Annotated in this window: 15 protein-coding genes and 2 tRNA genes; 9 read left to right on the top strand and 8 right to left on the bottom strand. The window is 57.7% G+C overall.

The annotated features are described in order from the left end of the window. Positions 1–85 precede the first annotated feature (85 nt). Positions 86–1,882 carry a DAHL domain-containing protein gene (locus GKKCFE_RS10535; protein ID WP_445577815.1) on the top strand — a complete coding sequence of 599 codons (1,797 nt, stop codon included), beginning with the start codon at positions 86–88 and terminating at the stop codon, positions 1,880–1,882. A gap of 389 nt (positions 1,883–2,271) precedes the next feature. Here the strand turns inward: GKKCFE_RS10535 and GKKCFE_RS10530 are convergent, their stop codons facing one another. Next, positions 2,272–3,171 carry a polysaccharide deacetylase family protein gene (locus tag GKKCFE_RS10530; RefSeq protein WP_188251672.1) on the bottom strand — a complete coding sequence of 300 codons (900 nt, stop codon included), beginning with the start codon at positions 3,169–3,171 and terminating at the stop codon, positions 2,272–2,274. Between the two features lie 203 nt (positions 3,172–3,374). Between GKKCFE_RS10530 and GKKCFE_RS10525 the strand changes: the two genes are divergently transcribed. From GKKCFE_RS10525 to GKKCFE_RS10515, 3 genes are all read left to right on the top strand, one after another. Continuing rightward, on the top strand, positions 3,375–3,629 hold the full coding sequence (locus tag GKKCFE_RS10525) for a DUF6555 family protein (RefSeq protein ID WP_047226592.1): 255 nt from the start codon (positions 3,375–3,377) through the stop codon (positions 3,627–3,629). 149 nt (positions 3,630–3,778) lie between these two features. Then, positions 3,779–4,009: a hypothetical protein gene (locus GKKCFE_RS10520; RefSeq protein WP_047226593.1), complete on the top strand. Its 231-nt coding sequence runs from the start codon at positions 3,779–3,781 to the stop codon at positions 4,007–4,009. Positions 4,010–4,130: 121 nt separating this feature from the next. After that, positions 4,131–4,556, top strand: a complete 426-nt coding sequence (locus GKKCFE_RS10515; RefSeq protein ID WP_047226594.1) for a hypothetical protein — start codon at positions 4,131–4,133, stop codon at positions 4,554–4,556. 7 nt (positions 4,557–4,563) lie between these two features. Here GKKCFE_RS10515 and GKKCFE_RS10510 read toward each other — a convergent pair whose 3' ends face one another. Continuing rightward, positions 4,564–4,791, bottom strand: a complete 228-nt coding sequence (locus tag GKKCFE_RS10510; protein ID WP_092397840.1) for a PLD nuclease N-terminal domain-containing protein — start codon at positions 4,789–4,791, stop codon at positions 4,564–4,566. A 92-nt stretch (positions 4,792–4,883) separates the two neighbouring features. Continuing rightward, a complete protein-coding gene (locus GKKCFE_RS10505) occupies positions 4,884–5,069 on the bottom strand; it encodes a hypothetical protein (protein ID WP_047226596.1) in 186 nt (61 codons plus the stop codon). Positions 5,070–5,339: 270 nt separating this feature from the next. Between GKKCFE_RS10505 and GKKCFE_RS10500 the strand changes: the two genes are divergently transcribed. Beyond that, positions 5,340–5,702, top strand: coding sequence for an NUDIX hydrolase (locus tag GKKCFE_RS10500; protein ID WP_047226597.1), 363 nt, complete (start codon positions 5,340–5,342; stop codon positions 5,700–5,702). Positions 5,703–5,883: 181 nt separating this feature from the next. On the opposite strand, the gene GKKCFE_RS10495 is transcribed toward GKKCFE_RS10500, so the two are convergent. Then, on the bottom strand, positions 5,884–6,339 hold the full coding sequence (locus GKKCFE_RS10495) for a winged helix-turn-helix transcriptional regulator (protein ID WP_139050382.1): 456 nt from the start codon (positions 6,337–6,339) through the stop codon (positions 5,884–5,886). Positions 6,340–6,491: 152 nt separating this feature from the next. Here GKKCFE_RS10495 and GKKCFE_RS10490 point away from each other — a divergent pair, with 152 nt between their 5' ends. The 3 genes from GKKCFE_RS10490 to GKKCFE_RS10480 are packed head-to-tail and all read left to right on the top strand — an operon-like array spanning position 6,492 to position 8,866. Continuing rightward, entirely contained in the window at positions 6,492–7,748 is a 1,257-nt protein-coding gene (locus GKKCFE_RS10490; RefSeq protein WP_139050383.1) for an MFS transporter, read from the top strand. A 30-nt stretch (positions 7,749–7,778) separates the two neighbouring features. Continuing rightward, a complete protein-coding gene (locus GKKCFE_RS10485; RefSeq protein WP_257220788.1) occupies positions 7,779–7,973 on the top strand; it encodes a hypothetical protein in 195 nt (64 codons plus the stop codon). Continuing rightward, complete coding sequence (locus tag GKKCFE_RS10480; RefSeq protein ID WP_316913012.1) at positions 7,970–8,866, top strand: EamA family transporter; 897 nt, start codon at positions 7,970–7,972, stop codon at positions 8,864–8,866. The genes GKKCFE_RS10485 and GKKCFE_RS10480 overlap by 4 nt, the downstream gene beginning before the upstream one ends. Positions 8,867–9,002: 136 nt before the next feature. On the opposite strand, the gene GKKCFE_RS10475 is transcribed toward GKKCFE_RS10480, so the two are convergent. Beyond that, positions 9,003–9,089: transfer RNA gene (locus tag GKKCFE_RS10475), tRNA-Leu, on the bottom strand. A gap of 194 nt (positions 9,090–9,283) precedes the next feature. Next, positions 9,284–9,357, bottom strand: a tRNA-Cys gene (locus GKKCFE_RS10470). A 378-nt stretch (positions 9,358–9,735) separates the two neighbouring features. Between GKKCFE_RS10470 and GKKCFE_RS10465 the strand changes: the two genes are divergently transcribed. Then, on the top strand, positions 9,736–10,515 hold the full coding sequence (locus GKKCFE_RS10465) for a TSUP family transporter (RefSeq protein ID WP_139050385.1): 780 nt from the start codon (positions 9,736–9,738) through the stop codon (positions 10,513–10,515). Here the strand turns inward: GKKCFE_RS10465 and nudC are convergent. Continuing rightward, positions 10,483–11,313: an NAD(+) diphosphatase gene (gene nudC, locus GKKCFE_RS10460; protein WP_139050386.1), complete on the bottom strand. Its 831-nt coding sequence runs from the start codon at positions 11,311–11,313 to the stop codon at positions 10,483–10,485. The two genes, GKKCFE_RS10465 and nudC, sit on opposite strands and share 33 nt — an antisense overlap. A gap of 6 nt (positions 11,314–11,319) precedes the next feature. Next, positions 11,320–12,132, bottom strand: coding sequence for a crotonase/enoyl-CoA hydratase family protein (locus tag GKKCFE_RS10455; protein WP_047226600.1), 813 nt, complete (start codon positions 12,130–12,132; stop codon positions 11,320–11,322). Between the last annotated feature and the right edge of the window lie 5 nt (positions 12,133–12,137).

Raw genomic sequence — 12,137 nt, 5'->3', positions numbered from 1 at the left:
CACCCATCGTCCCATGCTGCGCAATCCTGCCTTATCTTGGGAACTCACCGATCTGCCCGGCCAATAGCCTTGACGGGAGGACCGTGTGACCACTCTCATCAAAAAATATAAATGGCCCGCCTTGTTGGCTGTCGCGCTTGCTGTGTTTTCGGCCTTGATATTCTTTTTAGTCAAATCCTACACCTACGACGCCTCCACCTATTTCGAATCCCGGGACTTCATCCGCCAACTCAAACAATCCGACGCCAACTGGAACGTCAAAATCCTGCGAAAGAAGATCGGCATCAATAACAACCTGTCGCTGACCCCGCCACCTGAAGCGGCCAGTCGATGGGAGCAATTGGAGCAGCTCAACAATTCTGGCCCTTTGGCGGCCCTTTGGGCGTCCAGGCGCCAGGGTTATGTGGAGGCGGTGAAGAACAAAAGCCTGCTGGTGGAGCAGTTCCAGCAACACAACACCCGCTTACGCACCGCTCTGGATGCGCTGCCACTTGCCGAGGACGACATCCAGACACGGCTCAGGGAGATGGATGCCGACACTCCGATAAACCGCCTAGAGATTGCCTCCAGTGTCCTTGACCTGACTCTGACAACGCTTGAGTACGCCCTGTATGTCACCTCGGACAAGGCCGAAGAAGTAAGGAGCCAGCTCAATGCGCTGGAGCAATACATCGCCCAACTGCCCCCGTCCTACCAGCCGTCCTTTAGCACGCTGACACAACATGTCGAATCCATTATCCAGGAACAACCGATCGTCAATGACCTCATTGACCGCATCAGTGTTATCCCGGTCGCCCAAGAGCTCGACAGTATTAACGAGCTGTTGAACGAAACCCAACGCAGGACCGCCGAGACCGAACGCCAATATCACATCTATCTGGCTGTATGCGCCGGCCTCATGGCCATTTTGATGATCTACCTTGCTGCGCGGTTGGTTCGCAGTTCCGCGCTCATCACTCAGATCAACCAGGAACTGCAATTCTCCAACGAACGGCTGGAAGAACGGGTGGAAGATCGCACTCGCGAGCTGATACAGGCCGAACGTGAGCTGGTGGAGGCGGCGCGAATGGCGGGAATGGCCGAGATCGCGACCAACGTGTTGCATAACGTGGGGAACGTTCTCAACAGCGTGAATATTTCGGCGGACCTGGTGACCCGCAAGTTGAAAAACAGCAAGACGCTCGGTCTGGGCAAAGCGGTAAAAATGATGAATGAGCATTCCGAAGATTTGGGCCGTTTCATCACCCTGGATGAAAAAGGCAAATTGTTGCCTCGTTATTTCAATGAGCTGGTCGAGTCCATCAATGCCGAACAGGGCCTGCTCATTGACGAGCTGGCACAACTGACCAAGAGCATTGACCACATCAAGGAAATCGTCGCCACCCAACAAACCTACGCTGGCGCCGCGAGATTGATCGAGCCGCTCAATGTCAGGGATCTGTTCGAAGATGCGTTACGCATGAACGCAGGTGCGCTGAGCCGGCACCATGTCACGGTCATCAAGGATTTTCAGGACATCCCCACCATCCTGGGAGACAAGCACAGGTTGCTGCTGATCCTGATCAACCTGATCAGCAACGCCAAATTCGCAATGTCGAATGTTTCCGGACATCCGCGGGAAATGACGCTAGGGATCCAGATCGTCGCTGAGAGTACGTTACGCCTCAGCGTCAAGGATCGAGGCGAAGGTATTGCGCCGCAGAACCAGGCTCGAATCTTTAACCACGGGTTCACGACCCGCAAGGACGGCCATGGCTTTGGTTTGCACAGCTGTGCTCTGGCCGCAGTTGAAATGAATGGTCGTCTCTACGCCCAGAGCGATGGGCCTGGTCAAGGGGCCTTGTTCACTCTGGAGATCCCGCTGGAACTGGCCAATACCTGAACCACTGGGGCGAGTTGGCTGCGTGCGCAGCATCCTCCGGGGGTTGCGCGCGTGCAGCCAACTCTGACCTACGAACACGACCTTCTAGCGCTGCTATTTAGTGTTAGCCGATCGCTCGCTTCGGTTTCTGCGTACCGGCAACGCCGCCGCGTAAGCCAGCGCTTCCTCACGGGAAGCAAAGGAACCAAGCCGGTCCACTTGGGTGCAGACCCGCCATGGGCCGCTGTTCACACTGAGTACGTCATAACCGTTGATGTGCAGTTTCGTTAGCATCGCAGCACTCATAGTTACCTCCTGCTAGATAAACCTAAGGTACGCCCCTTACCTTACACTCAGTTGGCATCAGGGCATCAACCGGGCGTCGCAATTTCCCGGGTGCGACATGCCCGTCAGGGTGAGCCAGAACCCCACAACCTGTTCCACAACCCAGGCAATTGCACCGGCTCGGTGCCGTCTTTGACGGTGCGAGCCAGCGCTGCTCGCTCGAGCGCCTGACGGTCGTCATAAAATGGCTTGGTGTCGGTCTTCACCCCAGTCGCCTGGGCAGCGTCGATCAGAATCTGCAGGTACTCCCGGGCGTGTCGTGCGGTGTAGCGATTGAGATCATGAAAGGTCACTACCACCGGAATGACCCCGTCAACGGCAGGTATCTGCCCGCCGGCGATACGTTCACGCACTTCGCTGAGCTGACGTATTAGGTTGATTCGCCGTCTCGGACTCGCCGTGATGCCCCAGACTTTGCCGTCGTTGGCACTCAGATCAGTGAGCAACATGTGCAGGCCATGGCGCCGGTAGGCCGCGAAGGTGCGGGTGTCGAAGCTCCAGAACGGCGGCCTCACCAGGCTGGGAGCTGCCCCCGTGATGGCGGCAATGTCGGCGCTCCCATTGAGCAGCGACTGTTCCAGTTCATCTGGGCTGAGGAACCGGTGGTTGCTGTGCCCGGAGGTCGCGGTATGAAAGCCCAGCACATGCCCTTCCTGCTGTTCACGACGCATCACCGAACGCCCGATATCACTGCCACCGGCCCGCGACGCTCGAGTCTGCACAAAAAATACCGCCTTGATCCCCGGCTGCACCGGGTTTTGCGCCAGGGCATCGAGCACGCCCATGCTCGGGTTCCAGAAAGATGATGCGCTGGGCCCGTCATCGAACGTCAGCAGAAAGCGGATCGGCGGCAGCGTGCGAAGGCGCTGTTCGGTCTGCGCAGTCAGCTCGATGGGAGCGCCAATGCATCCCAGCAAAGCGCTGGCAAGGGCTACGAGAGACAACACCCTGGCGAAGATTTTCATTGTGTGCCTTTTATGGTGATCGCACTGACTCGCCTACGATCCATGGCCCTTGGTGCCCAAGCCCAGCTTGGAGAAGGTTAACCGGGTTTGGTTCCCGACCGCGAGCCTCGCCGCGCCCCCCCCGATTTTGACCGTCTGGAGATCCGATGGAATTTTCCGCCCGCCTCTGCATCCATCCGTATAGAACTAATTAGGGAGGATTTATGGGCGGGCCATCGCTTTACATCATCGACTACATGCTCCATGGCGAGCCCAAGTCATTCATCATTCGTGCAGAAGTGATGAACAATTCCGAAGCCTGGCATTGGGCCAGTTGCGACGCGGGTGTCGGGCGCATCCCCAAATTCGGGAGGGAAAAGGTCAAGCGGGTGTCAAAACCACTGGCAGAAAAATACGGTATTACCGACGTGCGCTGGCGAGCCAGTGTCGCGCCGGCCTGGGTAAAAGAGTCAGGCTGAGTCCGCAACCCCTCTTTGGCGCACCGGCCGTCCGGCCGTGCGCCGTTTTCTTCGCCAGACCCGAAATAACTCAACTACGCTTAATTATCGGTACAACCCGCTGCTGGCGGGTTTTGTGCTGCCCTATACACACTCAATGGAGGTGCGACATGTCTGAAAAAGAGTCCATCACCACCGTGCTCACCTTGCTGGAATCGCGTCAGGCGCGATTGGCGGCAGCCTGCAAAGAAATCGCTGACTGGGTCGACCACCAGGGCGGACACCCTACCGCCGTGCGCATCCGGGATCGTCTCAATGACATCGAAAAAGACGCCCCCTCTATCCAGAGCGCGCTGACGTCCCTCAAGCCCGCCGAGCGACCATTGCCCAAGTTCCGCTAACGCATTGCGCTGCACAGGCTCTTCCCCACGCTCTACCGGTTGGAAAACCGATGGAACGCTGGCGTTCTTTGCGCCTCGATATGGATATGTATCGGAGCAAAGCCGCTAGAGGGAGAACACCATGTACGCCAGAATCCTGCTGTTGATCGCCTGTGCCTGCCCTGCCGTCGCCATGGCGCAAGGCTGCGATGTAATCACTCGGTCCCAGAGCCAAGCGATACCGAAGATCGAAACCCATAGTTGTTACGAATACAAAGGCGTGCCAGCCGAGGCGATTGGCTGGTCGTGCAGCAACGAAAGCAAAGGTGCACTGAGCACTGAAAAGAACCAGGTCGAACGTTGCGCCCAAGGCTATGTAGCGACGTGCCAGGCCCGGCTGACTCAGGAATCCCTGGCCAATCCGCACTCAACCAGCAAGGACCGTGGCGGCGAGTCAGCCAACATCCCTGACGATGCGCAAGTCACCCGGTACTACTACAACACCGAGCAACTGGCGCAAGCACAGAAAGATTGCGAAACCACCGGTGGGCGCTGGAAAAACCAATGAAGGGTCCCTAACCTTTGCTGTGCTCTGGCGACGACGGGCCTTCCTTCACACCGCGAGGGCCGGCAACGCCCCAGATGACCAGGCCCACCACAGGCAAGATGATCAACAACAGCGCCCATCCCGCCTTGGTCCCGACAGTCTTGTCACTGCGAAAGACACTGATGATCGCCCACAGATCCACAAGCAGCAAAAGCACCACAACGCCGATCCAGAAATAGCTGGCTAGTTCAGACATGGTCCAATCCTCTTAAGGTCTATGGTTTAGGCACACCCCCTGACGGTCCGTTCAAAGAATCTGCCATCGCGTCCCCCCGCCCGAACTTGCGTCTATCCACGCTCATTCAGATAGGCGACCCACCGTTCATAAGCGTCATGCTGGCGCTGGACGGCCTGCTCCCAAATCACCCCGCTCGTTTGATGTGCGTCGACGAGCGCCATCATTTCTGAAGTGGCCGCGTCCAGTTCCACGAGAAGCTCGTGGGATTTGATTTTGAAGTCTTCAACCGTGGTCATGTCTGCTCACTTCCCCTCTACCCGAGGTTGGCTATCCACCCAACATGGATACGTTTTTTCCAAGCTGATTCAGTCGAGGCGATGATCGGTCCAATGCCCAGTCCAGACACATAGCGAGTGCGGGGATGAAATGAAGTTCAGTCTTTCGACGATTGGCGCGGTCGTACAGAGAGGCCCCGGTAAAAACTGTAGTGGACAGTCCGTATGACATCGGGCTCAAATATTGCATTTATATTTCAATTTAATGACAGTCACGGATTGAGCAAGGCCATGAAAATTCGAGCGACCGTCATCTGCGAGGAAGATCGCCACATCTTGCTCGTGCGCAAGGCAAACAGCCGCTGGACATTGCCTGGTGGAACCGTTGAGCGCGGCGAAACCCATGCTGGGGCGGCACTACGCGAGTTGGCAGAAGAGACCGGGCTGGACGCGCACAACCTGCTTTATCTGATGCGCATCAGCGACGGTGAAACCGAACACCACGTGTTCGAAGCCGCGGTCACCGATTCAAAGACCGCCCGGCCACAGAATGAAATCAGCGACTGCCTCTGGCATCCGCTGGACGCTATCGCGCAACTGCAAATGAAAAAGGGCACGCGGGAGATTCTCGAGGCATTTCGGCGCAGGTTGTGAGCGCAGCTTGGATAAGATGGTTTCACGGAGCAGAAACAAACAAGGGTTTGCATTAGCTTTCGCTCGCAAACCCTTGATTTTAGATGGTCGGTCAGGTCTTCGTTCGATTCAGCCAACTCTTCGGCGCCTCGGACCACTTGATCGGCGATCCGTTGCTGTCGACCAGTCGTTTCGACTCGCGTCAACCCCAGCGCTTGACGACCCGTCGATGACAATCGGCCGGGGTTAACACCTTGCCCGCCTTGGAACGTACGGCGATGGTTTCTACCGGCTCCGACAATTCATTGTCGAGCAGCACTGAATAGCTCTCCCCTGTGTTGAACAAGTAGCGCTCCCCCCACTGGCGCATGCTGACGACGATGGGAAACACCGCGCGCCCCATTTCAGTCAGCACATATTCTTTGTAGGCACTGCCGTCGGATGCCGGCTGGATGTTGAATACGCCCAACTCGACGAGCATTTTGAGCTTGACCGTGAGGATGTTCTTGGCGAGACCAAGACGTTTCTGAAACTCACTGAAGCGGCGAACGTCGTCGAACGCGTCGCGAATAATCATTAATACCCAGCGATCTCCGATCGCTTCAAGCGTGCGAGCGACCGGGCATTCGCTCTGCGCCAGTAATTCCTGTCTGGCCATGGGTCTCCTGGAGGCGAGTCAGTAGGAAGGGGGGGAAAGTTTCTAACGTCAGACGAAAATGTTTTATAAATTTGGTTGCATTTAACAACTTCATTTGATAGAAATCAACGAATCGGTTTCCTTTCGAAACCACATATTCCAAGGAAGGAGTGATGCCGCTCAAGTCTCATGCCCCGGTAAAGATGGACATCGAAGCCGAAAAATACAGCGGTGGGCACACGCGAGCACCCCAAACCCGGGACACCTCCAAGCTCAGTCGCTATCAGACTTTTCTTTTTGCAATTACCTGCGCCATGGCGGTCGCAAACGTCTACTTCGCCCAGCCTTTGCTGGAGTCGATGGCTGCCAGCCTGTCGGTTTCGTCGGGCACGATTGGTGTCGTAGTGACCGCGACACAAGCCGGTTATGCTGTCGGATTGTTGTTCATCGTTCCGCTGGGTGATTTGCTCAATCGCAAGAAACTTATCCTTACACAAATGCTGCTGTCGGCTCTGGCCCTATGCGCAGTTGGCGTGTCGCAGGATTGGGGCATGTTGCTCGGCGCGATGGTGCTGGTGGGCATGATGGCGGTCGTGGTGCAAGTGGTGGTTGCCTACGCCGCTTCGCTGGCGAGTCCCGAGCAGCGTGGCGAAGCCGTCGGCACCGTGACCAGTGGCGTGGTGCTGGGAATTCTGCTGGCCCGTTTCGTCTCCGGTGCAGTGGCTGATCTGGCCGGCTGGCGCGGTGTTTATTTTGTCTCAGCCGCCCTGATGATCGGCATGGCACTGGTGCTGATGCGCACCATGCCTGCCTCCACCACGCCACCGGCGAAAGGCGGCTACTGGCAATTACTGCGATCGGTGTTCCAGTTGTACCTGACCGAGCGCACATTGCGTGTCCGGGGCACCTTCGCCCTGCTGATCTTCGCCGCGTTCAGTGTGTTGTGGACGTCGATGGTACTGCCACTCAGCGCGCCGCCGTTGTCGCTGACACACACGCAGATTGGTTTGTTCGGACTCGCCGGTGTGGCCGGTGCGCTGGCAGCGGCACGGGCCGGACGGCTCGCCGACCAAGGGCTCGGCAATCGCACCACGGGCGTCGCGTTGGCACTGTTGACCTTGTCCTGGCTGCCTACGGCGTTCGTTGAACACTCATTGTTCGCCATGGCGGTAGGTGTGGTGCTATTGGATTTCGCCGTGCAAGCCGTCCATGTCACCAATCAGAGCCTGATCTTTGCCGCACGACCCGATGCACAAAGCCGACTGGTGGCCGCTTACATGTGCTTCTATTCGGTGGGCAGTGGTCTGGGTGCAATAGCCGCTACTTATACTTATGCACACTTTGGCTGGGTCGCCGTTTGTATATTGGGTGCCGCTATCAGCGCAGTCGCCCTGCTGTACTGGTTCTACCTGGGACTGACTTCCAAGTAACTTTCCAACGATTCGGCGTTCCGCGCGTCGGTGCCACAGGAGCTGTCACCGGCAACCTGCAGCGCCGCCACGGTGATGTTCGGCGTACCCGAGGACATGACGCTCGACGTGATCGAACAGGGCGAAATCCGCACCATGGTTAATGACAGGCTGACGTTGGCGACGTACGAATTGAACCTCCGCGGCGTGACACCGACCTCCTTCATCAAGGCAAATAATCCATGAAACCACTGCACGTAGTGTTGGCTGTATTGATAACGGCAATCTGGGGTGTGAATTTCTCTGTGATCAAACTGGGACTGGCCACCGTCGACCCGTTCATCCTGGCGGGTATCCGCTTCAGTCTCTGTGCGTTACCGGCGATTTTCTTCATCCGTAAACCCGAAGTGCCGTGGCGCTACATCATCGGCTATGGCCTGGTGTTCGGCATTGGTCTGTGGGGCGTGGTCAATCTGGGTATCAAGGCCGGGCTGTCGGCGGGCATCGCGTCGCTGGTGCTGCAATTCAGCGCGTTCTTCACCATCCTGCTCGGCGGTTGGGTGGTCAAGGAAGCGCTGACCCGCTTCCAGGTGCTGGGAATGTTGATCGCCCTCGCGGGGCTGTTGTGCATCATCAAGATCAGTGACGGTTCGGTGAGCCTGACCGGCGTATTGCTGGTACTGGTGGGCGCGGCGTCTTGGAGCGTTGCCAACATCATCAACAAGAAGGCCAGCACCAAGGATGTCTTCGGCTTTCTGGTCTGGTCCAGTGCGTTTGCACCGATTCCGCTGTTCGCCCTCGATTACGCGGTGAACGGCAGCGCCGGCTACACCGCGCTTGTCAGTCAGGTGAACACGACTGCCGTGTTGTCGATCCTGTTCCAGGTCTATCCCAATACGCTGTTCGCTTACTGGATCTGGAACTCGCTGCTCAAAACCTATCCGGTCTCCACAGTGGCGCCGCTCTCTCTGCTGGTGCCGATCTTCGGCATGCTCGGCTCGGTAGTGGTGTTCAACGAAAGTGTGCCGGTGAGCAAAGTACTGGCGGTGGTCCTGATCGTACTCGGCCTGGCCGTCGGCCTCTATGGTCAGCGTATTTTCAATGCTATGTTCGCGCGCCCTGTGCGCACTTCAATGTGAATCGATAGGGAACCGGCATGAGCCTGGGAAGAAGCGATTTTATGGGCGCCATTGTAGGAGCGGCCCTGATTGGAGGCAGTATGTTCGGAAAAAAAAGGGCTTGCATGAGGTATGTCATGCAAGCCCTTGATATTCATGGTGCCCGAAGCCGGAATCGAACCGGCACGCCCTTACGAGCGGGGGATTTTAAGTCCCATGCGTCTACCAGTTTCGCCATTCGGGCGGTAGCGCGGTCAACCTTATGGACATCAGCGTGGAGCAGATATGCCAGTCGAGGCTGGTGCAGCAAGAGGGGGGAATATATACATCCCTTCCCGGCGAAGCAAGGTAGCTTCTGTCCTTTTCAAGACAAAACCTGTCGCTGCTCCGAAAATAAAAAAGCTCCGTAAATCATGGATCTACGGAGCTGTTTTAAAGTGGAGGCCGAAGTCGGAATCGAACCGGCGTAGGTGGATTTGCAATCCACTGCATAACCATTTTGCTATTCGGCCTCAAGACGTTTGATGCAAGAAAGCTACATCAACCGCGTACAAACCTGATCAGGAAACAAGACGCTTACGAAGCTCTATCTCCTTGAAAACATTGAGATTTTTTACGTCCCAGTGCGTTCGATGGGCGCAATTATGTACTCATTTGCCTAGGCTGACAACCCCTTGATTTCAAAAAAAATTCGTCCAAAGGCCAGCTTCCGCCCGACAACCACATAGGTGTGCGAAGGCTTCTGGGCCTGCGTCGCAACCCAGCGGAGCCAGCTCCCTCGCCACGGAGACTTCAGGGACCCATGGAGGCAGTCGCAGCCCTGCCCCATTTATGGGTAACATACCGGCCTTCCCCGCAGTCACCTGCGCCCTGCCAAATAAGCCCATTTCATGCCTTTCGAACTCAGCGTTGACCTTACCACCCTCGCTATCCTGATCGTCGTCGCATTCATTGCCGGTTTCATCGATGCCATTGCCGGCGGAGGTGGCCTGTTGACCACCCCGGCCCTGCTGACCGCCGGCTTGCCTCCCCATCTGGTCCTGGGCACCAACAAACTCAGCTCGACCTTTGGTTCGGCCACGGCCAGTTTCACGTTCTACAAGCGCAAGCTGTTCCATCCAAGGCAGTGGACCCATGCCCTCGTCGGCACGCTGGTCGGTGCCTTGGCCGGCGCCATCGTCGCCCATTACCTGCCCGCCGAGTGGCTGAACAAGATGCTGCCGGTGATCGTCTTCGCCTGTGGCCTGTACCTGTTGTTCGGTGGCACGCCCAAGGCGCCGCTGGACAGCGATGCGCCGATCAAGAAGACCTGGCAAGCGCCCCAGGGGTTCAGCCTGGGCTTCTACGACGGCGTGGCCGGTCCTGGGACGGGTGCATTCTGGACTGTCAGCAGCCTGCTGCTCTATCCCATCGATCTGGTCAAGGCCAGTGGTGTGGCCCGCAGCATGAATTTCGTCAGCAACATCGCGGCGCTGTCGGTGTTCATTTTTTCGGGGCAAGTGGAGTGGATCATCGGCCTGAGCATGGGGCTGTCGGTGATGGTAGGGGCATTCTTCGGCGCGCGCACCGCCATCACCGGCGGCGCGAAATTCATCCGACCTGTATTTATCACCGTGGTACTGGGCTTGACCGTGCGTCTAGCCTGGCAGCACTGGTTCAGCGTGGCCTAAGCGCCGCGCCACATAGAGGTCGATCAGGTAGCGGGCGATGGAACGCGAGGCCGGCAGCGGCGGCAGGTTGTGCACGTTGAACCACTGGGCATCTTCGATTTCATCTTCCTGCCTGACGATGTCGCCACCGGCATATTCGGCGTGGAAGCCGAGCATCATCGAATGGGGAAACGGCCAGCATTGACTGCCGACATACTGAATGTTCTTCACCTCGATGCTGACTTCTTCGCGCACCTCACGAACCAGGCAATCCTCGGCGGACTCACCTGGCTCGGCGAACCCGGCCAGCGTGCTGTAGACACCCGTGACGAAGCGAGGCGAACGGGCCAGCAGGACTTCATCGCCACGGGTGATCAGCACGATCATGCTTGGTGAGATTCGCGGGTAATGCCGCAAGTCGCAGGCATCGCAATACATCGCCCGTTCCCGGGCAATCTGGCCCATGCGCTTGCCGCAGCTGCCACAGAAACGGCACTCCCGAGCCCAGGTGCCGATCTGCGCGGCATAGCCCAGGACCTTGTACAGGGTGTGGTCATCCTCGAGCATGAACGCCCGCAGCCCCTTCCAGTTACAGCCGGGGATGTCCTGTGAGCTGTGCAGTTCCAGCAGATAGACCGGCTCGCCATCCAGGTGGCCAATGCCATGCTCGGCGAGGATCGACAGGTCCTGGCGCTTGAGCCAGTCGCGGGGAAACAGCGCGCCGTTGTCATCGAACAGAAAGCCTTCCGGGCTGCGGGCCACGGCCCAGCCCCCCGGGAGATCGGTATCGAGTACTGCGGTGGTCCAGCGTGAAATCATGATCAATCAATCCTGAAATTCAGGTTTCTGTTTGCTCATATGGGCGGCCATGGCCACGCGCAGGTCGGTCGATTGCAGCATGGCGGCGTTCCAGGTGGCGACGTATTCCAGCCCGTCGTCGATGCGGTGGTCGCGCATGTAGCTGATCATTTCCTTGGTACCGGTCACGGCGATCGGCGACTTGGCGGCGATTTCTCGAGCGATGCCCATGACACCGTCAAGCAGGCTGGCGGTATCACTGTAGACACGATTGACCAGGCCGATGCTGCGCGCTTCGTCGGCACCAAAGGTACGCCCCGTATAAGCGAGTTCACGCAGCATGCCGTCCCCGATGATCCGGGGCAAGCGTTGCAATGTGCCAACATCGGCCGCCATGCCGATATCGATTTCCTTGATGGAGAACTGCGCATCCTCGGCGGCATATCGCATGTCGCAGGCTGAAATCAGGTCGATGGCGCCGCCCAGGCAATAACCCTGGATCGCTGCAAGCACCGGTTTGCGACAGTTGTCCACGGCGTTGAACGAGGCTTGCAGTTGCAGGATCTTGCGGCGCAACAGGCGTGCGTTGCGGCCCACGTCCTTGCCCAGCTCATTGGCCACGGCGGCCAGCATCATCAGGTCGATGCCCGAGGAGAAGTGTTTGCCGGCCCCGCTCAATACCACCACGCGCGCTTCGTCGGTGTCGTCGATCCATTGGAAGATTTCGACGATCTCGCTCCAGAACGCGGCGTTCATTGCATTGATCTTGTCCGGTCGATTGATCTGCACATGGGCGATATTGTCTGCAAGTTCGACGGTGAACGCTTGGTATTGCGACATGGCAG

It is taken from the genome of Pseudomonas sp. E141, from assembly GCF_052659885.1.
This window is presented reverse-complemented; position numbering and strand designations above follow the sequence as displayed.